At 62.7% G+C, this 24,427-nt stretch carries 27 protein-coding genes; 15 read left to right on the forward strand and 12 right to left on the reverse strand.

The window, feature by feature from the left end; all coding sequences use genetic code 11:
• Positions 1–30: 30 nt before the first annotated feature.
• Entirely contained in the window at positions 31–1,227 is a 1,197-nt protein-coding gene (locus ACLGGT_RS04630; RefSeq protein ID WP_437195149.1) for a class I SAM-dependent methyltransferase, read from the forward strand.
• A 55-nt stretch (positions 1,228–1,282) separates the two neighbouring features.
• Here the strand turns inward: ACLGGT_RS04630 and rplT are convergent, their stop codons facing one another.
• From rplT to pyk, 4 genes are all read right to left on the reverse strand, one after another.
• The gene (gene rplT / locus ACLGGT_RS04635; RefSeq protein WP_008279521.1) at positions 1,283–1,648 is read right to left on the reverse strand and encodes a 50S ribosomal protein L20; all 366 of its coding nucleotides are present in this window, start codon (positions 1,646–1,648) and stop codon (positions 1,283–1,285) included.
• 14 nt (positions 1,649–1,662) lie between these two features.
• On the reverse strand, positions 1,663–1,863 hold the full coding sequence (gene rpmI, locus ACLGGT_RS04640) for a 50S ribosomal protein L35 (RefSeq protein ID WP_008279522.1): 201 nt from the start codon (positions 1,861–1,863) through the stop codon (positions 1,663–1,665).
• 136 nt (positions 1,864–1,999) lie between these two features.
• Complete coding sequence (locus tag ACLGGT_RS04645) at positions 2,000–2,224, reverse strand: hypothetical protein (RefSeq protein ID WP_008279523.1); 225 nt, start codon at positions 2,222–2,224, stop codon at positions 2,000–2,002.
• Between the two features lie 41 nt (positions 2,225–2,265).
• A complete protein-coding gene (gene pyk / locus ACLGGT_RS04650; protein WP_081507474.1) occupies positions 2,266–3,711 on the reverse strand; it encodes a pyruvate kinase in 1,446 nt (481 codons plus the stop codon).
• A gap of 106 nt (positions 3,712–3,817) precedes the next feature.
• Here pyk and ACLGGT_RS04655 point away from each other — a divergent pair, with 106 nt between their 5' ends.
• The 4 genes from ACLGGT_RS04655 (at position 3,818) to ACLGGT_RS04670 (ending at position 7,139) form a co-directional block, all read left to right on the forward strand.
• Positions 3,818–4,579: an N-formylglutamate amidohydrolase gene (locus ACLGGT_RS04655; RefSeq protein WP_437195150.1), complete on the forward strand. Its 762-nt coding sequence runs from the start codon at positions 3,818–3,820 to the stop codon at positions 4,577–4,579.
• A 23-nt stretch (positions 4,580–4,602) separates the two neighbouring features.
• Entirely contained in the window at positions 4,603–4,917 is a 315-nt protein-coding gene (locus ACLGGT_RS04660) for a DUF1244 domain-containing protein (protein WP_037296793.1), read from the forward strand.
• A 53-nt stretch (positions 4,918–4,970) separates the two neighbouring features.
• Entirely contained in the window at positions 4,971–5,666 is a 696-nt protein-coding gene (locus ACLGGT_RS04665; RefSeq protein WP_437195151.1) for a glutathione S-transferase family protein, read from the forward strand.
• Between the two features lie 99 nt (positions 5,667–5,765).
• Entirely contained in the window at positions 5,766–7,139 is a 1,374-nt protein-coding gene (locus tag ACLGGT_RS04670) for an L-serine ammonia-lyase (protein WP_037296801.1), read from the forward strand.
• A gap of 203 nt (positions 7,140–7,342) precedes the next feature.
• Here the strand turns inward: ACLGGT_RS04670 and arsC are convergent, their stop codons facing one another.
• From arsC to ACLGGT_RS04685, 3 genes are read right to left on the reverse strand one after another with little or no spacing between them, the layout of a single operon-like run.
• Complete coding sequence (gene arsC, locus ACLGGT_RS04675) at positions 7,343–7,690, reverse strand: arsenate reductase (glutaredoxin) (RefSeq protein ID WP_199861225.1); 348 nt, start codon at positions 7,688–7,690, stop codon at positions 7,343–7,345.
• On the reverse strand, positions 7,681–8,739 hold the full coding sequence (locus tag ACLGGT_RS04680; RefSeq protein WP_437195152.1) for a quinone-dependent dihydroorotate dehydrogenase: 1,059 nt from the start codon (positions 8,737–8,739) through the stop codon (positions 7,681–7,683). The genes arsC and ACLGGT_RS04680 overlap by 10 nt, the downstream gene beginning before the upstream one ends.
• On the reverse strand, positions 8,736–9,074 hold the full coding sequence (locus ACLGGT_RS04685; protein WP_437195153.1) for a DUF952 domain-containing protein: 339 nt from the start codon (positions 9,072–9,074) through the stop codon (positions 8,736–8,738). Before ACLGGT_RS04685 ends, ACLGGT_RS04680 begins: the two co-directional genes overlap by 4 nt.
• A 98-nt stretch (positions 9,075–9,172) precedes the next feature.
• Here ACLGGT_RS04685 and ACLGGT_RS04690 point away from each other — a divergent pair, with 98 nt between their 5' ends.
• The 4 genes from ACLGGT_RS04690 (at position 9,173) to rpsA (ending at position 12,691) form a co-directional block, all read left to right on the forward strand.
• Entirely contained in the window at positions 9,173–9,781 is a 609-nt protein-coding gene (locus ACLGGT_RS04690) for a (d)CMP kinase (RefSeq protein ID WP_008279532.1), read from the forward strand.
• 113 nt (positions 9,782–9,894) lie between these two features.
• A complete protein-coding gene (locus ACLGGT_RS04695; RefSeq protein WP_008279533.1) occupies positions 9,895–10,284 on the forward strand; it encodes a DUF4168 domain-containing protein in 390 nt (129 codons plus the stop codon).
• 72 nt (positions 10,285–10,356) lie between these two features.
• Positions 10,357–10,785: a pentapeptide repeat-containing protein gene (locus ACLGGT_RS04700; RefSeq protein ID WP_375554709.1), complete on the forward strand. Its 429-nt coding sequence runs from the start codon at positions 10,357–10,359 to the stop codon at positions 10,783–10,785.
• A gap of 226 nt (positions 10,786–11,011) precedes the next feature.
• Positions 11,012–12,691 (forward strand): 30S ribosomal protein S1, encoded by a 1,680-nt coding sequence (gene rpsA, locus ACLGGT_RS04705; RefSeq protein WP_081507470.1) that lies wholly within the window; start codon positions 11,012–11,014, stop codon positions 12,689–12,691.
• Between the two features lie 313 nt (positions 12,692–13,004).
• On the opposite strand, the gene glmM is transcribed toward rpsA, so the two are convergent.
• On the reverse strand, positions 13,005–14,345 hold the full coding sequence (glmM, locus tag ACLGGT_RS04710) for a phosphoglucosamine mutase (protein WP_037296805.1): 1,341 nt from the start codon (positions 14,343–14,345) through the stop codon (positions 13,005–13,007).
• Positions 14,346–14,477: 132 nt separating this feature from the next.
• Here glmM and ACLGGT_RS04715 point away from each other — a divergent pair, with 132 nt between their 5' ends.
• Positions 14,478–15,818 (forward strand): UDP-glucose dehydrogenase family protein, encoded by a 1,341-nt coding sequence (locus ACLGGT_RS04715; RefSeq protein WP_437195154.1) that lies wholly within the window; start codon positions 14,478–14,480, stop codon positions 15,816–15,818.
• Between the two features lie 4 nt (positions 15,819–15,822).
• Positions 15,823–16,596 carry an SDR family NAD(P)-dependent oxidoreductase gene (locus tag ACLGGT_RS04720; RefSeq protein ID WP_421999701.1) on the forward strand — a complete coding sequence of 258 codons (774 nt, stop codon included), beginning with the start codon at positions 15,823–15,825 and terminating at the stop codon, positions 16,594–16,596.
• Between the two features lie 153 nt (positions 16,597–16,749).
• On the opposite strand, the gene ACLGGT_RS04725 is transcribed toward ACLGGT_RS04720, so the two are convergent.
• From ACLGGT_RS04725 to ACLGGT_RS04740, 4 genes are all read right to left on the reverse strand, one after another.
• Positions 16,750–17,100, reverse strand: coding sequence for a RidA family protein (locus ACLGGT_RS04725; RefSeq protein WP_296631987.1), 351 nt, complete (start codon positions 17,098–17,100; stop codon positions 16,750–16,752).
• A gap of 68 nt (positions 17,101–17,168) precedes the next feature.
• The gene (locus ACLGGT_RS04730; RefSeq protein ID WP_081507467.1) at positions 17,169–17,648 is read right to left on the reverse strand and encodes a hypothetical protein; all 480 of its coding nucleotides are present in this window, start codon (positions 17,646–17,648) and stop codon (positions 17,169–17,171) included.
• Between the two features lie 300 nt (positions 17,649–17,948).
• Complete coding sequence (locus tag ACLGGT_RS04735) at positions 17,949–18,296, reverse strand: antibiotic biosynthesis monooxygenase family protein (RefSeq protein ID WP_008279542.1); 348 nt, start codon at positions 18,294–18,296, stop codon at positions 17,949–17,951.
• 214 nt (positions 18,297–18,510) lie between these two features.
• Entirely contained in the window at positions 18,511–18,822 is a 312-nt protein-coding gene (locus ACLGGT_RS04740; RefSeq protein ID WP_437195155.1) for an NIPSNAP family protein, read from the reverse strand.
• 81 nt (positions 18,823–18,903) lie between these two features.
• On the opposite strand from ACLGGT_RS04740, the gene ACLGGT_RS04745 reads away from it, so the two are divergent.
• The 4 genes from ACLGGT_RS04745 to ACLGGT_RS04760 all read left to right on the forward strand — a co-directional run bounded on the left by ACLGGT_RS04745 (position 18,904) and on the right by ACLGGT_RS04760 (position 24,349).
• Complete coding sequence (locus ACLGGT_RS04745) at positions 18,904–19,587, forward strand: ArsR/SmtB family transcription factor (RefSeq protein WP_437195156.1); 684 nt, start codon at positions 18,904–18,906, stop codon at positions 19,585–19,587.
• A 107-nt stretch (positions 19,588–19,694) separates the two neighbouring features.
• On the forward strand, positions 19,695–21,170 hold the full coding sequence (locus ACLGGT_RS04750; RefSeq protein WP_437195157.1) for a PLP-dependent aminotransferase family protein: 1,476 nt from the start codon (positions 19,695–19,697) through the stop codon (positions 21,168–21,170).
• A gap of 239 nt (positions 21,171–21,409) precedes the next feature.
• Complete coding sequence (gene xsc / locus ACLGGT_RS04755; RefSeq protein ID WP_008279546.1) at positions 21,410–23,185, forward strand: sulfoacetaldehyde acetyltransferase; 1,776 nt, start codon at positions 21,410–21,412, stop codon at positions 23,183–23,185.
• Between the two features lie 3 nt (positions 23,186–23,188).
• Positions 23,189–24,349: an acetate/propionate family kinase gene (locus ACLGGT_RS04760; protein ID WP_081507462.1), complete on the forward strand. Its 1,161-nt coding sequence runs from the start codon at positions 23,189–23,191 to the stop codon at positions 24,347–24,349.
• Positions 24,350–24,427 lie beyond the last annotated feature (78 nt).

Raw genomic sequence — 24,427 nt, forward strand, 5'->3', positions numbered from 1 at the left:
TTTTTGCCAAGAAGAACGGGGGCCGCGCCCATGAGTGAGGTCAAGGCGCAATACGAAGCCTTCCCCTATCCCGCCCGCGATCCGGCAGACGAGGCCAAGCGCCTGATCACCGGCTCGCCGTCGCATGTGCTGGAAATTGACCATTTCCTGTTTCAGGGGCGGCGCGACTGGCGCAAACCGTTGCGCGCCTTGGTGGCAGGCGGCGGCACCGGCGACGGGCTGATCCAACTGGCGCAGCAACTGAAAAACGCAGGTCGCGCCGCCGAAATCACCTATCTCGATCTCTCAACCGCCTCGCGCGCCATTGCCGAAGAGCGCGCCCGCGTACGCGGCTTGAGTGGCCTGCGCTTTGTCACCGGCAGCCTGCTAGAGGCCGCAACCCTCGGAGAATTCGACTATATCGACTGCTGCGGCGTGCTGCATCACCTGCCGGACCCGGCGGCAGGGTTTGCAGCACTTCTGGCGGCGCTGGCGCCCGGCGGCGGCATGGGGTTCATGGTCTATGCCCCCTATGGGCGCGCGGGCGTCTATCCGCTGCAAGAGGCGTTTGGCGCGCTCTATGCGGGCCTGCCGCCCGAGGCACGGCTGAAGGCCGCCAAAGAGGTGGTGGCCACCCTGCCCGAGGGGCATCCCTTCCGATCAAACCCCAACCTTGGCGATCACAAGGATAGCGACGCAGGCTTTTACGATCTGCTTCTGCATTCGCAGGACCGCGCCTTTGATGTGACAACACTGGTGGAGACACTCGAACAAACCGGCTGGGCGCTCTCGGGCTTTGCTCTGCCAGTGCTCTATGACCTCAGCCGCATCACTGCCGTGCCCTCGCATCTGACCGCAACCCAAGCCATGGCCCTAGCCGAAAAACTGCGCGGCACGATCAAAACCCATGTGGGCTATGCCACCCGCGCGAGCGAGGCGCGCAGCCCTGCAAGGAGCCAAGACCGCGCGCTGATCCCGCATCTCAAGGGCCTGCGCGCCCCGGATCTCGCGCGTGCCATCGCCCAAGGCCAGACGCCCAAACTCAGCTTCAACGGCATCGAGGCGCGGCTCGCCTTGCCAAAACACGCCGCCCCCCTTCTTGCCGCCATCGACGGGCGGCGCAGCCTCTCTGAAATTGCTCAGGCAACCGGCACCGATCCCATTGCCTTTGGCAGCCTCTGGGCGCGGATCGAGCGCGACTTGGCCGATCACGGCCTCCTGCTCTATTCCGGCATCCTGCGCACATGAAAAAACCGCCGCCCGGGCCAACCGGACGGCGGTTTCAATCACGATGTGAACCGGCTCAGGCGGCCAGCGCACCCTTGGCTTGCTCGACGATGGCCCCGAACGCGGCGGGCTCATGCACGGCCAGATCGGCCAGAACCTTACGGTCCACTTCGACCCCGGCCAATGCCAGACCGTTGATGAAGCGCGAGTAGGTCAGCGATTCATCATGCGCGCGCACAGCCGCGTTGATCCGCTGAATCCACAGCGCGCGGAAATTGCGCTTGCGGTTCTTGCGGTCGCGGGTCGCGTATTGGTTGGCCTTGTCGACGGCCTGCGCGGCCACCTTGAAGGTGTTCTTGCGGCGGCCATAGTAACCTTTGGCGGCCTTGATGACTTTCTTGTGACGGGCGTGGGTAACTACCCCACCTTTGACGCGTGACATATCCTAAATCCTCCTTAGCGCGCGTAGGGCATCATTGGCTTGATGATACCTTCATCAGCCTTTGACAACGTGGTCGTACCGCGAGCGTTACGAAGGAATTTATTGCTGCGTTTGATCATGCCATGGCGCTTGCCGGCCTGTGCGGCCACCACGCGGCCCGAGGCCGTCACTTTGAACCGCTTTTTGCAGCTCGACTTGGTCTTCATCTTGGGCATTTCCGGCTCCTCTATTAGGTCGGTAGAACCGCACAACTCGGCATGCCACATCTGGCCGGTCCTGCGGGATGAGCGCGCCGTATACGCGGCACCGCTCGATTGTTCAAGAGGGTTTGGCGGGTAGAGTTTGCGCGCCTCAACTCACGTAGCGCGCAATCACCCGCACCAACACTTCGGGCAGATCACCAAAGCTGTAGCCACCCGGCTTGGTGCTGATCGCCCAGACCATCAGCCCCCCCGATGCCATAAGCGTAAACGTCGCCACACGCGGCGGATGTCCCTCGGAAAAGGCGGAAATGATCGAAGGTATGGAAAACACCCCCAACACCATGCCAATGGCCATCGCCAGATCAGGGTCCATCACATACCTCCGGGAAATACCTTGAACTCAACAGCCCAAGTTTAACCCGGATCGGTCGCGTAAATCAAACTTTCCTGACAGGGGGCGACGCGCAGGATATTGGTCGTGCCCGGTATGTTAAAGGGCACGCCCGCCGTGACCACGATCTGATCGCTCTCGGTCGCATAGCCATGCGCCCGCGCCGCCCGCGCGGCATTGATCACCGCCATCTTGAATCGCGTCAATTCGCCGGTCATGACGCAGGTCACACCCCAGGTCAGCGCCAGCCGCCGCGCCGTGCCCAAAAGGCTGGTCAGCGCCAGAATCGGCACACGCGGACGCTCGCGCGCAGTCAAGAGCGCGGTGGTCCCGGATTCGGTATAGCAACAAATCACCTTGATATCGGCGGTCTCGGCAATCTCGCGCGCGGCGGCAACGATCCCGTCCGCCACACTCTGCCGGTTCACACGCCGACTGGCCTCGATCACCTCGCGATAGGTCGGATCGCTCTCAACCTCGATCGCCACATTGTCCATCGTGCGCACCGCCTCGACAGGGTAATGCCCCGCCGCCGATTCCGCCGAAAGCATGATCGCATCCGATCCTTCGTAAATCGCCGTGGCCACGTCCGACACTTCGGCGCGCGTCGGCATCGGGCTGTCGATCATCGACTCGAGCATCTGCGTCGCCACGATCACCGGCTTGGCCGCAGCCCGGCAGCGCCGGATCAACCGTTTCTGGATCGGCGGCACGTTCTGCACCGGCAATTCCACGCCCAGATCGCCCCGCGCCACCATGATCCCGTCGCTGACCGCGAGGATTTCGTCAAACCGCTTCACCCCTGCCGGCTTTTCGATTTTTGACATGATCGCGGCCCGGCCGCGGACCAATTCACGCGCCTCGGTCACATCTTCGGGGCGCTGCACGAAACTCAGCGCCAGCCAGTCCACGCCCAACTCGCAGATGAATTCCAGATCCGACAGATCCTTTTCCGACAGTGCCGCCAAGGGCAGCACCACATCCGGCACATTCACGCCCTTACGATTCGAAATCGTGCCCCCGGCAATCACCTCGCAATCGGCAAACTCGGGTCCGCACGCGGTCACGCGCAGGCGGATCTTGCCATCATTCACCAGCAGGTTCGCCCCCGGTTCCAGCGCCGCGAAAATCTCGGGGTGCGGCAGGCAGACACGGGTCGCATCCCCCTCTGCTTCGTCCAGGTCAAGCCGGAACGCCGCCCCGGCAACCAGATCCTCTTCGCCCTTGGCAAACACCCCAACCCGCAGTTTCGGCCCCTGCAAATCGCCCAGGATCGCAATCGGGCTGTCCAGATCCTCTTCGACCTGCCGGATGATCCGGTGCCGCTCGGCAATATCGGCCTGCGTGCCATGGCTCATATTGAGGCGAAACACATCCGCCCCCGCCTCGTGCAACGCCCGGATCGTATCATAATCGGACGAAGCCGGGCCCAGCGTGGCCACGATCTTCACATTGCGGTTGCGTCTCATCTCATGCGTCCTTCATCTTTGACATCACGGGTTATGTTAACGCTAACATCCCCCTTTTGCGCCTTATCGCGCAATTCACATTATCCCGCAACTGTTCTAAAGGACGATGACAGGAAAAACCAAGCCAATGATGTATCACCCCTTTCAGATTGTCGGCCAGGACCGCCCCGAACGCTGGCTCGTGACCTGCGATCACGCCAGCAATTGCGTACCGGAATTCGTCAACGGCGGCTGTCTTGGCGTAGCCCCTCAGGATATGGCCCGCCATATCGCCTATGATGTGGGGGCCGCCGGTGTGACGCGCGCGCTTGCCGAGGCCTTGGGTGGCCCCGCCATCCTCAGCAATTTCTCGCGCCTCGTGATCGACCCCAACCGGGGCGAGGATGACCCGACCCTCGTGATGCGCCTGTATGACGGCACGATCATTCCCGGCAATCGCCACGCGAAACCCGAGGATATCGACCGCCGCCTCAACCGGCTCTATCGCCCCTATCACACCGCCTTGGCCGAACTCGCGGCACGCCGCGCCGATACCGTCCTTGTCTCGGTCCACAGCTTTACGCCGCAACTGCGCGGACGCCCACCGCGCCCTTGGCATATCGGCCTGCTCTACGCCGCCGACCAACGCTTGGCCAAGCCGCTCATCGCCCGCCTCGCCCAAGAGCCCGACCTGTGCGTCGGCGATAACGAGCCCTACACCGGCCACCTGCCCGGCGATGCCATCGCCCGCCACGCCATCGCCTATGAGCGGCCCAATGTCCTCATTGAACTGCGCAACGACCTGATCGAAACCCCCGCGCAACAGACCGCTTGGGCGCTTCGCCTCGCCCCCATCCTGCAAGAGGTCGCCGCCCAAACCGGCCTTTGACCCCACCAACAAGGAGAATGATCATGGACGACCAGACCCGCATTGAACTCGAGGCCGCCGCCTTTCGCACCCTGCGTGCGCATCTGATGGAAAAACGCGCGGATGTGCAGAACATCGACATGATGAATCTTGCCGGGTTTTGCCGCAACTGCCTCAGCCGCTGGATGCAAGAGGCCGCCAATGATCGCGGCATCGAGATGTCCAAAGACGCCGCCCGCGAACTCTTCTACGGCATGCCCTATGACGACTGGAAAGCGCAGAACCAGACCGAGGCCAGCGCCGAGCAAAAAACCGCCTTCACCAAATCCTTCGCCGAAAACGTCGACCCCAAGGACTGAGCCCGCCTTTCATCGTTCTCTAAATACTCAAATTCCCCGCCCAAGAGGACAGGATGACCACGCCCTATCGCCTGCATTACGCCCCCGACAACGCCTCGGTGATCATCCGCCTCACGCTCGAGGAATTGGGCATACCCTATGACACAGTCTTGCTCGAACGCTCCAAACAGGCCCATGCCGCCCCCGCGTATCTGGCGCTCAACCCCGGCGGGCTGATCCCCACGCTGGAAACACCCGAAGGGCCTATTTTCGAAACCGGCGCGATCCTGCTCTGGCTTGCAGACCGGCACGCCCGGCTTGCGCCTGCGCCGCAATCGCCCGACCGTGGCGATTTTCTCAAATGGCTGTTCTTCCTTGCGAATACCGCCCATACCGCCCTGCGCATAAGCTTTTATCCCGAGAAATACGTGGGGTCAGATCCCGCCGCACAGGGCCTTTTGCGCGCCACGATGCAGGCGCGCTTTGCCGATCATCTGGATATTCTGGAAACCCGCGCTGCCCCTTGGTTCTCCCCCGAAACCCCCTCGGTGCTGGATTACTATCTCGCCTGCCTGATGCGTTGGCGCGCGCTCTATCCCGAGGGCACGCGCGGCAGCTATGACGCAGGCGCTTGGCCACGTCTGCACGCGCTCTTGACGCATCTTGAAACCCGCCCCGCCACAAGCCGCGTGGCCACCGCCGAAGGGCTGGGCCCCCACCCCTTCACAGCCCCCCAGTATTGCAATCCGCCCGAGGGCAGCGCCACCTGATCCGATCACATGGCAAGGAGCCACCCTTGAAGCGTCGCTTTCGGACAAGTAGATCAAGGGTTAAGCAGCGATAAGACCCGCGATCAGGGAGCGCGCCACATGTTTCTATCCGTCTTCGATATGTTCAAGGTGGGCATCGGCCCTTCCTCCTCGCATACCATGGGGCCGATGGTCGCCGCCGCGCGCTTTTTGGACAAAATGCGCGCCTCCCCCTTCCATTATGCCGGATTGCGCGGCTCGCTGCATGGCAGCCTTGCCTTTACCGGCGTGGGCCACGCCACCGACCGCGCCACCATCCTTGGCCTCGCAGGCTTTCTTCCCGACACCTATGACAATGACAAGGCCGAGGCGACGCTAGAGCATATCCGCGACAGCCATAGCGTCACCCCGCCCGGCCTGCCCACGCTCAAATTCCATCCCAAAGAAGATCTGGTCTTCGATTTCGGCCCCAACCTGCCCGGCCATGCCAATGGCATGATCCTGATGGCAACAGACGCCCAAGGCGACGTGATCCTGCAGGAAACCTATTATTCCATCGGCGGCGGCTTTGTGCTGACCGACGCGGAATTGGCCGCAGGCAAGGCCACCGACGACGGCACGCCCATCCCCTACCCGTTCAAATCCGCCGCCGAGATGCTGGAAATGGCCGAGCGCTCGGGCAAAAGCATCGCCCAGATGAAGCGCGCCAACGAAATCGCCCGTGGCGGCCCGGAAAACCTGCGCTCTGGCGTGGCCCGCATCTGGCAGGTGATGAACGACTGCATCGAACGCGGCCTCAACGCTGAAGGCATCCTGCCCGGCGGCCTCAAGGTCAAGCGCCGCGCCAAGGGCATCCGCGACGCGCTGGTGGCCGAGCGTGGCACCAACCTCACCGCCCCGCACAAGATCAACGACTGGATGAGCGCCTATGCCATGGCGGTGAACGAGGAAAACGCCGCTGGCGGGCAGGTTGTAACCGCGCCCACCAATGGTGCCGCTGGCGTGGTGCCTGCGGTGATCAAATACTGGCTCGAGCATGTGCCGGGCGCGCATGAGACCCAGATCGAAGAATTTCTGCTCACAGCCGCCGCCATCGGTGGTCTGGTGAAATACAACGCCTCCATCTCGGGCGCCGAGGCAGGCTGTCAGGCCGAGGTAGGCAGCGCCGCCGCCATGGGCGCGGCTGGCCTTGCCGCCGTCTTGGGCGGCACCCCCGCCCAGATCGAGAACGCCGCCGAAATCGCGCTGGAACACCACCTTGGCATGACCTGCGACCCGGTGCGCGGCCTCGTGCAGGTGCCCTGCATCGAGCGCAATGGCTTGGGCGCGATCAAGGCGGTCTCTGCCGCCTCCCTCGCCCTGCGCGGCGATGGCACCCACCTCGTGCCGCTCGACGCCTGTATCGAGACCATGCGCCAGACCGGCCTCGACATGAGCGAGAAATACAAGGAAACCTCGCTCGGTGGTCTCGCGGTCAATATCCCGAATTGTTGAAGGGGTAGCTTGTTTCCGCGCGGATCGCTGGGCCGGGGACTAGCGATGACACGGCGGAAACTGCCGCTTTATGCCAGCCAAATCCGCATGATCCCTCAGTGTTGCGCGCCATGTCAAAATCGCTAGGCCGCGGGACGGCCCAGCGATCCGCGCGGCGGCGCGTACCGCGCCTTGTTCCGCGCGGGCGGCAAGCAATGCCCCCCTCACAAAACCTCCAGCACCGCCTCCGGTGGCCGCCCGATCACCGCGCGCGCGGCCCCGATCGCAATCGGACGCTCAATGAGGATCGGATGCGCCGCCATCGCCGCCAGCAGATCCTCCGCCGCACTCTCGCGCCCCAATCCCAGCGCCTTGAACTGCGGCTCACAGGGGCGCATCATCTCGATAGGCGCACAGCCCAACAGCACCAAAACAGCCCGCAACTCTGCCACAGCCGGCGCATCCTCCAGATAGCGCCGCACAACCACCTCTGCCCCATGCTCCTCCAACAGCGCCAAACCAGCGCGCGATTTGGAACAGCGCGGATTGTGCCAATAGGTGATCACAGCCATTCGTCCCGCCCGGTGCCCACGGCCTCTGCCACGCTGCCAAACCCATCCCGCTGCAACAACCGCTCCAGACCCCGGGCAATCTCTGCGACCAAAGACATCCCCTGATAGACCAGCGCCGAATAAAGCTGCACGGCACTCGCCCCGGCGCGGATCTTGGCATAGGCCTGCTCTGCGCTGGCAATCCCCCCCACACCAATCAGCGGCATTTCCCCGCCCGTCAGTTGCGACAGCCGCGCCAATACCCGCGTTGATTTCTCGAACAAAGGCTGCCCCGACAGCCCCCCCACCTCACTCTTCGCGGCACTCATCAGCCCCTCACGGCCCAGCGTCGTATTGGTGGCAATGATGCCATTCAGGCCCGAGGCCCGCGCCACATCGGCAATCTCGCTCAATTCCGCATCGCTCAGATCCGGCGCAATCTTGAGGAAAATGGGGATCGGCTGCGGCAACCAATCGCGCGCCTCCATGACCCCTTTCAAGAGACCCATCAGCGCCTCCGCCCCCTGCAACTCGCGCAGCTTCTCGGTGTTGGGGCTGCTGACATTGACCGTTGCGAAATCCAGATGCGCCCCGCAATGCGCCAGCACGCGGGCGAAATCCTCGGCCCGGTCGGCGCTGTCCTTGTTGGCCCCAAGGTTAAGACCGATCACCGCGTCGCGTGGCCGCGCCGCCAACCGCGCTGCCGCCGCCTCCATGCCTGCATTGTTGAACCCGAATCGGTTGATCACCGCCCGGTCTTCACTCAGCCTGAAGAGGCGCGGGCGCGGGTTGCCCGGCTGTGCGCGCGGCGTCACCGCCCCCACCTCGATAAATCCAAATCCGGCACGGGCAAGCGGCCCCAGCGCCTCGGCGTTCTTGTCAAACCCCGCCGCCAATCCCACCGGATTGGGCAGGCGCAGCCCCGCCAGATTGGTCCGCAGCCGCGCGCTCGTATAGGCCCCCGGTGCGGGCACCAATCCAAGTTGCAACGCCCGGAGCGCCAGACCATGCGCCCGCTCCGGATCAACCCGGTGCAAAAGGCTGAGGCCAAGACGCTCCATCCCGCTCATTCCAGACCTGCCGGAAACTGATGCACGCCATCCACCAGCGGCAAAGGCTGTGCCCATGCCACATCCGACAGGCGCATCTCGCGGTAGAGATGCGGGAATAGCGCGCCACCGCGCGACACCTCCCATTTCAGCGCCTCGCCCAGCCGGTCCACGGCAACCGCCACCAGCATCAGGCCCTCGGCCCCGGCAAAATGCTTGGCCGCCGTTTCCGCCGCCTGTTCAGCGGTGGAAAAATGCACATAGCCATCGGCCAGATCAATCGGCGCGCCAGCACTCTCGCCCGCCGCCCGCAGTTGGGCCCATTCCGGCCCACGCAATATCTTGTATATCATCATAGAGGCGTGATGCCTTGGCCCTGCGCGTACGTCAAGCGATGCTTGAGGCCCGCGCCCCAATCGGCTAGTCAGAGGGTCCGATCACGAAAGGGCAGCCCATGGCATTCACCATCGCAATCGACGGCCCCGCAGCGGCGGGCAAAGGCACCATTGGCCGCGCTTTGGCCGCGCATTTCGGCTTTGCTCATCTGGACACCGGGCTGCTCTACCGCGCCACCGGGCGGCGGATGCTCACCGGGCTCGATCCGGTCGAGGCCGCCCAATCCCTGCGCGCCGAGGATCTCGACGCCGATGATCTGCGCACCCCGGATGTCAGCCAGGCCGCGAGCCGCGTGGCCGCCATCCCCGAGGTGCGCCAAGCGCTGCTCGACTTCCAACGCGCCTTTGCCCGGCGCGCAGGCGGGGCCGTGCTTGACGGGCGCGACATCGGCACCGTCATCTGCCCCGAGGCCGAGGTCAAACTCTACGTCACCGCCGCCGATGCCGAGCGCGCCCGCCGCCGCCACGTTGAACTGACCGGCAAGGGCCATGACGTGACCCTCGAAGAGGTGGCCCAAGACCTGCGCGACCGCGACGCCCGCGACAGCGCCCGCGCCACCGCCCCCCTCAAACCCGCCGAAGACGCGGTGCTGCTCGACACCTCTGAAATGACCATCGAAGAGGCCACAGCCCGCGCCATCGCCATCGTGACCGCCGCCCAAGGGTGATGCCCCTTCCGGCGAGATCCCGCCCATCCGGTTGCATGCCCGGCCATGGTCCTTAGGTTTGTCTGCAACAGGCCCATCCTGTTGCACTTGAACCAGACCAGAAAGGAGGCAGCATGTCCTTCCACAAGACACTGACCGCATCCACCGCCGCCCTCGCCTTGGCGCTTGCTGCGGCCCCGATGACCGTGTTCACCGCCCAGAGTGCGGTGGCGCAAGAGGCCGCAGAGTATTCCGGGGACCAGCTTGACGCCTTCACCAGCGCCCTGATCGAAGTGGCCAGCGTGCGCGAGAAATACACCCCCCTCCTCCAGAGCGCCGAAACCGAGGATCAGCAAACCGCCATCATTAAAGAGGCCAATGCCGAGATCACCGACGTGATCGAGACAACGGACGGCATTACCATGGACAGCTATCTCGAAATCGCGCAGGCCGCGAGCCAGGATCAGGCGCTGAACCAACGCATCATCAAGCGCGTTCAAGCCCAGAACGAAACTCTCCAGTAACCTATGAGCACCGGGGGCACCCCGCCCCCGGTTCTTTCACCCTGTGACTGGAACACCCCGGAGACCTATGCGATGCCCCGCCCCCTCGCCTTGGCCGCCTGCCTCATGGCATTGGCAACCCCCACCTTCAGCGATTCGACCGAACTCAGCGATACCGGCTCTTGCCCCGGTTGCGATCTGACAAAGGCGGCTTTTGCCGGTCAGGCCTTCGTCGGGGCCAACCTCATCGGGGCCACGCTCGAGGATAGCGATTTTTCCACCACCGACCTCTTTCTTGCCCAGTTGGACGAGGCCCGCGCCGACCGCATCAACCTGCGCAATGCCTCGCTCAAGGCCGCAACCTTTGTTGGGGCCTCCCTGCGCGACGCCGACTTTCGCGGCGCAGACCTGTCCGGGGCCAGGCTCAAGGACGCCGACATCACCAACGCCCGCTTTGACGGGGCGATCCTGTGCAACACCGTGATGCCTGACGGCGAACTCAGCCGTGAAACCTGCCGATAAAGACCGGCTCCGGCCTCCGCCCCCGACAGGCTTGATTATCCCGCCAAGCCCCTGTATACGCGCGCCTGTCACCAAAGGCGAATAAGGCCACAGGACACAAGAGATCGAGCAGGGTCGGAACCACCGGCCCTCTTTGTTTTGTGACCCGCCCGACCAACGAAACCCTGAAAGACCGGCGGAGACAACCGCTCGGCCAGAAAACCGTTAAAAGGAAACCAGAGACCACATGGCTCAACATACATCTATGGAGGAATTCGAAGCCCTCTTGAACGAAAGCTTCGAAATGGACACACCCGAGGAAGGGTCTGTTGTCAAAGGCAAGGTCATCGCAATCGAAGCGGGCCAAGCCATCATCGACGTCGGCTACAAAATGGAAGGCCGCGTTGATCTGAAAGAATTCGCAAATCCCGGCGAGACCCCCAACATCTCCGTTGGCGATGAGGTCGAAGTGTTCCTGCGGTCCGCCGAGAACGCCAAGGGCGAAGCCGTGATCAGCCGCGAGATGGCCCGCCGCGAAGAGGCATGGGACCGTCTTGAAAAGGCCTATGCCGACGAAGAGCGCGTTGATGGGGCCATCTTTGGCCGCGTCAAAGGTGGCTTCACCGTCGATCTGGGCGGTGCCGTGGCCTTCCTGCCCGGCTCTCAGGTCGATGTCCGCCCCGTGCGTGACGCTGGCCCGCTGATGGGTCTCAAGCAGCCGTTCCAGATCCTCAAGATGGACCGTCGCCGCGGCAATATCGTCGTGTCGCGCCGTGCCATCCTCGAAGAATCGCGCGCCGAACAGCGCGCCGAGGTGATCGGCAACCTGACCGAAGGCCAGACCGTTGACGGTGTGGTCAAGAACATCACCGAATACGGCGCCTTCGTCGATCTGGGCGGTGTGGACGGCCTCTTGCATGTCACCGACATGGCATGGCGTCGCGTCAACCACCCCTCCGAGATCCTGACAATCGGCGAAACTGTCAAGGTGCAGGTCATCAAGATCAACAAAGACACGCACCGCATCTCGCTGGGCATGAAGCAGCTCCAAGAAGATCCGTGGGATCTGGTTGCCGCCAAATACCCGCTGGAATCGACCCATACGGGCCGCGTGACCAACATCACCGATTACGGCGCATTTGTAGAGCTGGAGCCGGGCGTCGAAGGTCTGGTGCACGTTTCGGAAATGTCCTGGACCAAGAAAAACGTCCACCCCGGCAAGATCGTGTCGACCTCGCAAGAAGTCGAAGTCATGGTGCTGGAAATCGACGGGGCCAAGCGCCGCGTGTCGCTCGGTCTCAAGCAGACCATGCGCAACCCGTGGGAAGTGTTTGCAGAAACACACCCCGAGGGCACCGAGGTCGAGGGTGAAGTCAAGAACATCACCGAATTCGGTCTCTTCATCGGTCTCGAAGGCGAGATCGACGGCATGGTCCACCTCTCGGACCTCAGCTGGGACGAGCGCGGCGAAGATGCCATCCAGAGCTACAAAAAGGGTGACATGGTTCATGCCGTTGTATCCGAAGTCGACATCGAGAAAGAGCGTATCTCGCTCTCGATCAAGGCTCTGGGCGGCGACAAGTTCTCCGAGGCCGTCGGTGGCGTCAAGCGTGGCTCGGTGATCACCGTTGCTGTGACCGCGATCGAGGATGGTGGCATCGAAGTGGAATACGAGGGCATGAAGTCCTTTATCCGCCGCTCCGACCTCAGCCGTGACCGTGCCGATCAGCGCCCCGAGCGTTTCTCGGTCGGCGACAAGCTCGACGTGCGCGTCACCAATGTCGACGCCAAGACCCGCCGTCTGGGTCTGTCGATCAAGGCCCGCGAAATCGCCGAAGAAAAAGAAGCCGTCGAACAGTATGGCTCCTCCGATTCGGGTGCATCGCTCGGCGACATCCTCGGCGCAGCCCTCAAGGGCGACCGCTAAGCAAACCGCAACCGGCCTCGCGCCGGTTGCAATGCGCCAGACACGAAGCGGCCCCACCGATCCGGCGGGGCCGTTTTGCATTTGGGGGGGAAAGGTTTTTAACTCTATTCAGCCCTCGGAATGTCCCCGCGCGGAACAAGGCGCGGCACGCGCCGCCGCGCGGATCGCTGGGCCGTCCCGCGGCCTAGCGATGCTGAGGCGTTGCGCGACACTTCGAAGCCATAGGGATTTTGCTGGCAGAAATTGCCAGTTACAGATGTTGCGTCGCTAGTCCCCGGCCCAGCAATCCACGCAGCTCATCTCGTGATACCCCTCAGCTCTCCTGCCGCACCGCACCCACCACCGAGTCCATCACCTGATCCAGAACCCCCGGATTAAGCGCCTCTGCCATCACCCGGATCATCGGCTCGGTCCCCGAGGGCCGCACCAAGAGCCGCCCATCGCCCCCCAACAGCTTCTCCGCCGCAGCCACGGCGCTTTGCACCGCATCGGTCGCCATCGGGTTCTTACCCTTGGCAAAGCGCACATTGATCAACTTCTGCGGCACCGGCTCGAACACCTGCGCCAGACTGCTGGCCTTTTCGCCCGTCTCGACCATCGCCGCCAGAAACTGCAACGCGCCGATCAAACCGTCACCGGTGGTGGCATAATCAGTCATCACAATATGGCCTGACTGCTCTCCACCAAGGTTATGACCGCCCGCGCGCATCTCTTCGACCACATAGCGATCCCCCACCGCCGTGCGCTTGAGCGCAATGCCCTGCGCCTCCAGATGCCGCTCCAGCCCCAGATTGGACATCACGGTCGCCACCAGAGTATTGCCCGCCAGACGCCCCTCACGTGCCCAGCGCGTGGCAATCAGCCCCATGAACTGATCCCCATCTGCGATCCGCCCCTGCTCGTCGATCAACACCACCCGATCGGCATCGCCATCCAGACAAATCCCCAGATCGGCCCGCGTCTCCAGCACCCGGCGCGCAGCAGCCTGCGGCTTGGTCGATCCACAATCGAGGTTGATGTTGAACCCGTCCGGCTCTACCCCCATCGGGATCACCTCAGCCCCCAATTCCCAGAGCACCTCCGGCGCCGTGCGATACGCCGCGCCATTGGCACAATCGAGCACGATCCGCAGCCCCTCCAGCCGCCGACGATGCGGAAAGGTGGTCTTGGCATATTCCACATAGCGCCCGCGCGCGTCCTCGATCCGCTTGGCCCGGCCGATCTTCTCCGGTGCCGCCAGCCGCGCGCCCTCGTCCAGCAGCCGCGCAATCCCCGCCTCCGCCTCATCGCTCAGCTTGTAACCATCCGGCCCAAACAGCTTGATCCCATTGTCCGAGGCCGGGTTGTGACTGGCCGAAATCATCACCCCCACATCGGCGCGCAAACTATGGGTCAGATACCCAATCGCCGGCGTCGGCACCGGCCCCAGCAGAAACACGTTCATACCCGTCGAGGTAAACCCGGCGGTCAGCGCATATTCGATCATATAGCCCGACAACCGCGTATCCTTGCCGATCACCACGCGGTGCTCTTGCTTGTCGCGGCGAAAATATCCCCCCGCCGCCGCCCCAAGACGCAGCGCCACATCCGCTGTCATCGGCCAGCTATTTGCCTGCCCCCGAACCCCGTCCGTCCCAAACAGCTTTGCCGCCATCGTCTCTCTCCTTATCCACCCAACGCCACAGGCTTACCTGTTTTCCCCTACAGGACACCACAGCGCGTTGACACACCCGAGTCGACCCCCAATACAGTCTAATCCAGAGGTTTGCGTCAAAGGGCATGTAACATGAAAATTGCGATGATCGGAACGGGCTACGTGGGCCTTGTCTCGGGGGTATGTTTTTCCGATTTCGGCCATGACGTGACCTGCGTCGATAAAAACCCCGACAAGATCGCCAAGCTCCTGCGCGGCGAGGTGCCGATCTTCGAGCCCGGGCTTGACGCGCTCATGTCCAAGAACGTCGAGGCAGGCCGCCTCCGCTTCACCACCGACCTGGCCGAGGCCATCACCGGGGCCGAGGCCGTGTTCATCGCCGTGGGCACCCCAACCCGGCGCGGCGATGGCCACGCCGACCTCACCTATGTCATGGCCGCCGCCGAGGAAATCGCCCGCGCCGCCTCAGAGTATGTGGTGATCGTCACCAAATCCACCGTCCCCGTCGGCACCAACCGCGCGGTCAAGAAGGTGATCAAAAAGGCCAATCCGAACCTTGATTTCGATGTCGCCTCCAACCCCGAATTCCTGCGCGAAGGGGCGGCCATCGACGATTTCATGAAACCCGACCGCGTCGTCGTCGGCGTCCAGACCGACCGCGCCGCCGATGTCATGGCCGCGATCTACCGCCCCCTCTACCTGCGTGATTTTCCCATCGTCACCACCGATCTCGAATCCGCCGAGATGATCAAATACGCCGCCAACGCCTTTCTCGCGACCAAGATCACCTTCATCAACGAAATCGCGGCGCTGTGCGAACGCACCGGCGCGGATGTGAAACAGGTCAGCCACGGCATCGGCCTTGATGGCCGCATCGGCAACAAATTCCTGCACGCAGGCCCCGGCTATGGCGGCTCCTGCTTTCCCAAGGACACCCGCGCCTTGGCCCGCATCGGTCAGGATCACGGCCTGCCCATGCAGATCACCGAAAAAGTCATCACCGTGAACGAAGAAATGAAACGCCGCATGATCGACAAACTGCTCGATCTTTGCGACGGCTCTTTCAACGGCAAGACCATCGCCATCTTGGGCGTCACCTTCAAACCCAATACCGATGATATGCGCGATGCCCCCGCGCTCACCATCATTCCCGCCCTTGTCGGCGGCGGTGCGCGCGTCCGCGTCACCGACCCGCAAGGCCAGCGCGAGGGCGAGGCGCTCTTGCCCGGCGTGTCCTGGCAAGAAGACCCCTATAAATGCGCCAACAAGGCCGATCTTTTGGTCCTGCTCACCGAGTGGAACGAATTCCGCGCCCTCGACCTCAAGCGTCTGGCGCGCAAGATGACCAGCCCCCGCATGGCCGACCTGCGCAACATCTACTCGGTCAAGGATGCCAAACGCGCAGGCTTTACGGCCTATGACAGCATCGGCCGCCCCGCCTATCGCCACGACGCCACCCCGCAACAGGACTAAGCCCATGACCGACAGCCCAAAAACCGCCGCCCCGAAAACCGCTGTCGTCACCGGGGCCGCGCGCGGCATCGGCCTGGCCACCACCCGGCAATTTCTGGCCATGGGCTGGCGCGTGGTGATGATCGACCGCGACGCCGCAGCCCTACAAGAGGCGGCAAACCCGCTCTCGGGCGTTGATCCGGTGCTCTGCGATGTCTCGCAGCCCGATCAGGTGGCGCAGATGGCCGCCCATGTCACCGCCACCGCCCCCTCGGTTGACGCCCTCGTTAACAACGCGGGCGTGGCCGATTTCGGCCCCCTCGCCGAAACCGATTTCGCCCGTTGGCGCACCGTGATGGACACCAATCTCGACGGTGTGTTCCTGATGAGCCAAGCACTGCGCCCGGCGCTCTGTGACGCCCGCGGTGCCATCGTCAACATCGCCTCCATCTCTGGCCTGCGCGCCTCGACCCTGCGCGTGGCCTATGGCACCTCCAAGGCCGCCGTCAAACACCTGACCCTGCAACAGGCGGCGGAATTGGGCGAATTCGGCGTGCGCGCCAATTGCGTCTGCCCCGGCCCGGTCGCGACCAAACTCGCCATGGCCGTGCATACCCCCGACATCATCGCCGCCTACCACGATGCGATCCCCCTCAACCGCTACGGCAGCGAGGATGAAATCGCATCGGTCATCACCTTCCTCTGCTCACCCGCCGCGAGCTATGTGACCGGCCAGATCATCGCCGTCGATGGCGGGTTCGAGGCGACGGGCATCGGCCTGCCCGCCCTGCGCAGCTAAGGCGCGCAAAAAACCCGCCCCGGATCACTCCAAGGCGGGTTTTACGTCGCGGTTCACGCCCCGGGCCTGACCCGGGGCCTCTCGCCCAGCAAAGCAAAGGTCCCGGGTCAAACCCGGGACACGCATCACAAGACGCAAAGACGGGGCAAACCCTTACTTCTGCGCCGCCGTCACGATGAATTCGACCAGATAATCCGGCGTCGCAAGCTTCGCCTCACCCGCCGCGCGCGCGGGCGTGTGGCCCTGCGGCACCCAGGCATCCCAAACCGCGTTCATCTCGGCAAAATCCTTCATATCCGCAAGCCACACGATGGTTTGCAGAATGCGCGTCTTGTCGCTTCCGGTCTCTGCCAACAAGGCATCGACCTGCGCCAGACAGCTTTTGGTCTGCTCGGTCACATTGTCACCGGGCTTGCCAACCTGCCCTGCCAGATAGACGATGCCGTTATGCACAACCGCTTGGCTCATGCGGGGGCCGGTATGAAGACGGGTAATCTCACTCATGGGATGTCCTTTCAGATGTGGTCCTGCCCCTTTTAGGCAGCCCATCCCGCCCGCGCCAGTGCCAATCTCTACATCCACCACCGCGCCCGGTCATGCCGCGCCAACCAGCCGCCCACGCTGAAATGATCCCGGCGGATCAGCAGCACCAAGGCGATCAGTGCCGCCAGAACCGCCAGATCAATCACCTGATTGCGGTTTACCGGGAACCCCCGCTCATTGACGGCGAAGGGATCAAAAAATCCCTCCCAGCGCCGCGTCACGGTAAAGAAATGCATGATCAACAGGCTGCCATAGGAAAAATACCGCAGCACCCCCAGCGCCACCAACAGGCAGAGCGCGATCTGCGCGCCCCCCGCAAGGTACACTTGGCTCAGGCTCACCTCGACCCCGTCGAAATTGCGCGCAAGATCCTGATACTGCCCCGGCGTGATGATCTTATGCGCCGCCCACAGGAAAATGAACCACGCCAATCCCAACCGCAGCACCAACAGCGCCACAGCATCCATCTTGTCCTGCGATGACAGAGTAATCTTTTCGTGAAATGCCATATGCACCGATCCCCGTTCCAAACACCCATTGGCTAACGGCATCACCGCATGGGTACAAATCACAGCTTGGCGAAGATTGTGTCAGGCCCCTGCACCTTGCTCCTTTTCTACCACGTCCCTGCGCCCCTCACCATCACGCCCGCGCCCTGCGCCTAGCCGGGGCATGCCAGTCAAATCCTTGGCGCTCGTAATCCTTGCCCGAAACCCAGCCACAGCGCCCTTGCGCGCCTGATCCCGCCAGCCCCGTCTCAGCGTTCTGCCAGACCTCTGGCGTCAACATCCGCCACCGTGCACCCAAGCTCAGCCGCCATGCGCCGCACGACTGTCTTCGGGGGCTTCATCCCGCTCATGCATGCCGTAATCCCGGATCACGCTAACCACCCGCAAACGGTAGTCGTCAAACATCACCTGACGCCCCGCCCTTTGCGCCCCGCGATGTTCCGCCAGTTGCCGCCACCGGATCACCGCCGCCTCATCCTCCCAGAACGACAGCGACAATAGCTTGCCGGGTTGGGTCAGGCTCTCAAACCGCTCGACGCTGATAAAGCCGGGAATCGCCTCGGCCAGGGGGCGCATCTTGGCCGCCATCTCCAGATACGGCTCCTTTTGCCCCTCACCGGGGATCACCTCGAATATCACTGCAATCATCTCACACCCTCCCGCTTGCCTGCGCCGTTTGCCATTACTGCGGTCCTTGGCTGCATACTGTGACCGCTTGCCTTGGCTCTCTGCTCTAGCCTATCGCCTCGGCTCTCTTCCACGGCTTTTTGCCTCGGCTTTCCGCTTGGGCGGCACTCCTCCACCATGGCCGCTTGCCCCCGTCTGCCGCCTGCGCACCACCGCGCCAGCCCGACAGTTTCCATCATCCCCCTCCGCTCACCAGCTTCAAGAAAACGCGGTCCTCACGCAACAAGAACCTCTCGCGCTGCGCAAACTCATAGTTCTCGCGCCCCAGCGGATCATCGGCCAGCCGCCCGCGATAGGCCTCATAAGCTGCCAAAGAGGGGATGTTGTAAATGCCATAGGCCAGCGTGCTGCTGCCTTCATGCGGGGCATAATATCCGATCAGATCCGCCCCACAGCGCGGGATCGCCTCACCCCAGTTGCGGGCATAGTGTGCAAACTCCTCTCTCTTGGTTGGGTCGATATGATAGCGAATCACACATGTCAGCATGGCACGGCACTCCTTTCCAAATGGTTGCAGCCCCAGATCTACCCGATTGCGCGGCGTTAATGCTTCGGCTACCATCGAACTATGAAAACAGGCCCCGACATCGCCCGCATCGCCGCCCTCATCGGCGACCCGGCCCGCGCCAACATCCTAACCGCTTTGATGAGCGGCAAGGCTCTCACCGCCACCGAACTGGCGGCAGAGGCGGGCGTGACCGCGCAAACCGCCTCCGCTCATCTGGCCCGTCTCGAAGCAGGCGGCCTTGTCACCCAAACGCGACAGGGGCGGCACAGATACACCCGCCTCGCCTCGGATGAGGTGGCGCATCTTATTGAGGCCCTGATGGGCATCGCGGCAGGCGCGGGCCACCTGCGCACCCGCCCCGGTCCGCGCGACCCGGCTTTGCGCCGCGCCCGCGTCTGTTACAACCACCTCGCAGGCGACATGGGCACCCGGATGTATGACAGCCTGCGCGCACGCGGCTTTCTCCAGCAGGACGACACAACCCTCACGCTCACCGACAGCGGCCACCGCTTCATCACCTCCCTCGGGCTTGACCCAGACCACCTCCCGTCGCCCCGCACAGCCATGTGCCGCGACTGCCTCGACTGGTCCGAACGGCGCGCCCATCTGGCCGGGCGCCTGGGGCGTGGCCTGCTCGCGCATATCGAGGCTCTGGGTTGGGCGCACCGCGTCCCCGGTACCCGGATCGTCCGATTCACCCCAAAGGGCGACACGGCCTTCAACGCCGCCTTTCCCACGCCGTGAACGACCTTACAAAATCCCCTTACGGACCTTACACAGCTTACGATCCCCAGACGCGCGCCACACCAGACCAGATTGCACACGCCATAAGTCCAGTCTAATCTGTCCCTATGGCGATTCCGGTCGAAACCTTTTTTCTCGCCCCCGAGGCTGAGGGCACGCTTCAGGCGCAGATCCAGCAGATGATCGCGCAGGGCATCCTGTCAGGCCGCTTTCGCAAGGGCGAGAAACTGCCCTCTTCCCGCAAACTCGCCGCACATCTGGGTGTCAGCCGCATCACCGTGACCCTGGCCTTGACCGAATTGCAGGCCAATGATTACCTCGCCTCGCGCGACCGTTCCGGCTACTATGTCTCTGAAAACGCACCAGAACCTCCGGCCTTCACAGCCCCCGCACCACGCGGCGACACGATTGATTGGTCCCGCGCACTTGGCCGCCGCTTCACCGGCGGCGATACGCCCGAAAAGCCACAGGATTGGGCGCGTTACCCCTATCCCTTCATCTACGGCCAGACCGATCCCGCGCTCTTCGATCACGCCAACTGGCGTCACTGCGCGCTACAGGCGCTTGGGGCCAAGGATTTTCAGGCCCTCACCGCAGATTACTACGATCAAGACGATCCTAAACTGATCGAGTTTATCGCCCGCCACACTTTGCCGCGTCGCGGCATCATCGCGCAACCCGATGAAATCCTTGTCACAATGGGCGCGCAGAATGCTTTATGGCTCACCGCGCAGGTGCTCTTGACCCAACGCCGCACCGCCGCGATCGAAAACCCCTGCTATCACGCTCTGCGCGACATTCTCATGCAATCGCGTTGTCACCTCATGCCGGTGGACGTCGATCGCGACGGTCTGCCGCCGGAAAACCTGCCCGATCAGGCCGACGTGATCTTTACCACGCCCAGCCATCAGGCCCCGACCAACGCCACCATGCCCCTTGCGCGGCGCAAGGCGCTGCTCACCCGCGCCGCCGAGATGGAGGCGCTGATCGTTGAGGATGACTACGAGTTCGAGGTCTCCTTTCTCCGCGCACCCCTTCCGGCCCTGAAATCCCTCGATACCGAGGGGCGGGTGATCTACGTGGGTTCCTTCTCCAAGTCGATCTTTCCAGGCCTAAGGCTTGGCTACCTTGTTGGTTCCAAATCATTTATTCGAGAGTGTCGCGCCCTGCGCGCCTCGGTTCTGCGCCATCCGCCGGGCCATATTCAGCGCACAGCGGCCTATTTCCTCTCGCTTGGTCACTACGACAGCCTCGTGCGCCGCATGGGTCAGGTCTTTGCGCGCCGCCGCAGCGTGATGGAGAGCGCCTTGGCTGATCACGGTCTTGACGTCGCCGGGCGTGGCGTTTTTGGCGGCTCCTCCATCTGGATGCAGGCCCCGGATCACATAGACATGGGCCAGATTGATAACGCCCTCCGGCAGTCGGGCGTGTTGATCGAGCCGGGGCATCCTTTCTTTCACGGCACCGACAGACCACGCAATTTCTATCGTCTCGCTTATTCCTCGATCCCTTCAGACCGCATCCCCCAAGGAATTGCCCATATCGCGCGGGAATTGGCCTCGGCCTTCGGACAGGGCCCTTAGGAGATGAATTCAAATATTATTGACTACAATCAACATATTAAATGATTTCACCATTCATCCATCAGAGCAGCCAGAAAACTATAACTTCCAATTTTTGATACCCCTATTCTCATTTTTAAAATCTTCTGGCCTTACCCTACGTTGCCTTCTGGCCCTAGAAGTAACCCCCACACACCGCTAGTTTCGCTTCAGATATCCCTTTAACCGCCACTGCGCGCCCGATCCAGAGGACCCAGCCGATGAAGATGACCACCGAAGAGGCCTTTGTCAAAACCCTGCAACTGCATGGAATCCAACACGCTTTTGGGATCATTGGCTCTGCCATGATGCCGATCTCGGATATTTTCCCCAAGGCCGGGATCACCTTTTGGGATTGCGCGCATGAGGGCTCTGCCGGCATGATGGCCGATGGCTACACGCGTGCCACCGGCAAGATGTCGATGATGATCGCTCAGAACGGTCCCGGCATCACAAATTTCGTGACCGCCGTCAAAACCGCCTATTGGAACCATACCCCCCTGCTGCTCGTGACCCCGCAAGCCGCCAACAAGACCATTGGTCAGGGCGGCTTCCAAGAGGTCGAACAGATGAAACTGTTCGAAGATATGGTCGCCTATCAGGAAGAGGTGCGCGACCCTACCCGCATCGCAGAAACTCTTAACCGTGTGATTCTCAAAGCAAAACGTGCATCCGCACCAGCCCAGATCAACATCCCCCGCGATTTCTGGACCCAAGTCATCGACATCGAATTGCCCGCAATTGTCGAGTTTGAGCGCCCCTCGGGTGGCGAAGGCGCGATTGCCGATGCTGCCAAACTGCTGACCGAGGCCAAGTTTCCCGTCATCCTCAACGGCGCGGGCGTGGTGCTCGCGGATGGTATCGACGCCTCGCGCCAACTGGCCGAACGCCTCGATGCCCCGGTCTGCGTCGGCTATCAGCACAATGACGCCTTCCCCGGTTCGCACCCGCTTTTCGCCGGGCCTTTGGGCTATAACGGTTCAAAAGCAGGGATGGAGCTGATCTCGCGCGCCGATGTCGTGCTCTGCCTTGGCACCCGCCTCAACCCGTTCTCGACCCTGCCGGGATACGGCATCGACTATTGGCCCAAAGAGGCCAAAATCATTCAGGTCGATATCAACCCCGACCGTATCGGCCTCACCAAGAAAGTAACCGTGGGCATCGTCGGCGACGCCAAGAAAGTCGCTACTTCGATCCTCGCCCATTTGGGTGAAAGCGCGGGCGACACCGACCGCGCCGACCGCAAAGCCTTGATCGCACAGACAAAATCGACATGGGCACAACAGCTCAGCTCGATGGACCACGAGGATGACGATCCCGGCACAAGCTGGAACGAACGTGCCCGCGCTGACAAACCCGATTGGATGAGCCCCCGTATGGCTTGGCGCGCGATCCAATCCGCCCTGCCGCGCGAAGCGATCATTTCCTCCGATATTGGCAACAACTGCGCCATCGGCAATGCCTACCCATCGTTTGAAGAGGGCCGCAAATATCTCGCCCCCGGCCTCTTTGGCCCCTGCGGTTATGGCCTGCCCTCCATCGTTGGTGCAAAAATCGGCCAGCCCGATGTGCCGGTTGTAGGCTTTGCCGGCGACGGTGCCTTTGGCATCGCGGTCAACGAACTGACCGCCATCGGTCGCGGCGAATGGCCCGCCGTGACGCAGATCGTGTTCCGCAACTACCAGTGGGGCGCCGAAAAGCGCAACTCAACCCTTTGGTTTGACGACAATTTCGTCGGAACAGAGCTGGATCAACAGGTTAGCTATGCCGGTATCGCGCAGGCCTGTGGCCTCAAGGGCGTCATCGCCCGCACGATGGAGGAACTGACCGACGCGCTCAACACCGCGATCAAGGATCAGATGGAACACGGCAAGACCACGCTTATCGAGGCCATGATCAATCAAGAACTGGGTGAACCGTTCCGTCGCGACGCGATGAAGAAACCCGTGGCTGTCGCCGGGATCGACCCCGCCGACATGCGCGAGCAGCAGGTCTGACCCATGTCGAAACCCGGCAACAGCGATCTTGTTCTGGTCCTGAATGCCGGGTCATCCTCGATCAAGCTCGCCGTTTTTGACGGCCAGCTTACCCAAGTATTGACCGGGATCGCCGATGGTATCGGCGGCCCCGGCACGCTCAAACTGGGCGACGTAAAAACGACCCAAGCCTTCCCAGACCATGCAACCGCCCTGCACGCTATCCTACAAGCGCTTGAAACCAAAGGTTTTCCAATAAGTCGCTTTGCCGCCGCCGCACATCGCGTGGTGCATGGTGGCACGACACTGACACAGCCCACGCGCATCACCCCCGAGGTGCTCCGCGCGATCAAATCCTGCACGCCGCTCGCGCCCCTGCACAACCCCCACAATATCGCTGCGATCGAGACATTGGCCGCCCTCGCCCCCGACTTGCCGCAGGTGGCCGCGTTCGACACCGCCTTTCACGCGAGCAACCCCGAGGTCGCCACCCGCTATGCCCTGCCGCCTCAGATCGAGGCGCGCGGCATCCGGCGCTATGGCTTTCATGGCATTTCCTATGCCTCTCTCGTTGACAGCCTGCCCGGTTTGACCGGCACGCCCCTACCCTCTCGCCTCTTGGCCTTTCACCTTGGCAACGGCGCGTCGATCTGCGCCATCCGTGACGGGGAATCTATCGCAACATCAATGGGCTACTCACCTCTTGAGGGGCTGACCATGGGCACCCGCACCGGCATGATCGACGGCAACGCGGTGCTGCGATTGGCCGAGGAAGATGGCATCGCTGCCACCCATCACCTTCTGAACAAGGAAAGCGGGCTGCGCGGCCTCTCGGGCGGCCTCTCGGACATGCGCGCCCTGCTCACAGACCCATCCCCGGCAAGCACCTTCGCGGTAGAGCATTTTTGCTATTGGGCCATCCGGCACGCCGGATCGCTCATCGCCGCAATGCAGGGGCTGGATGCCGTGGCCTTTACCGGCGGCATCGGCGAAAACGCCGCCCCCGTGCGCGCCCGGATCATGGATGGGCTCTCTTGGCTCGGGGCACAGATCGACGCGCGCGCCAATGCAGCGGGTGACACCCGCTTGCACGCCCACAGCTCTGGCATCGCCTGCTGGATCATTCCCGCCCAAGAGGAACGCATGATTGCAGGCGATGCGCAACGCCTGCTGTCTGACGACTGAGGTGAAAATTGGGAAAAAAGACCGTTAAATTCAGAATTTCCGAGATATGTTTTCAGGAAATGAAAATAATCAAGAAGA

It is taken from the genome of Roseovarius sp. MS2, from assembly GCF_051447875.1.
In the GTDB taxonomy this organism is placed as follows: domain Bacteria; phylum Pseudomonadota; class Alphaproteobacteria; order Rhodobacterales; family Rhodobacteraceae; genus Roseovarius; species Roseovarius mucosus_A.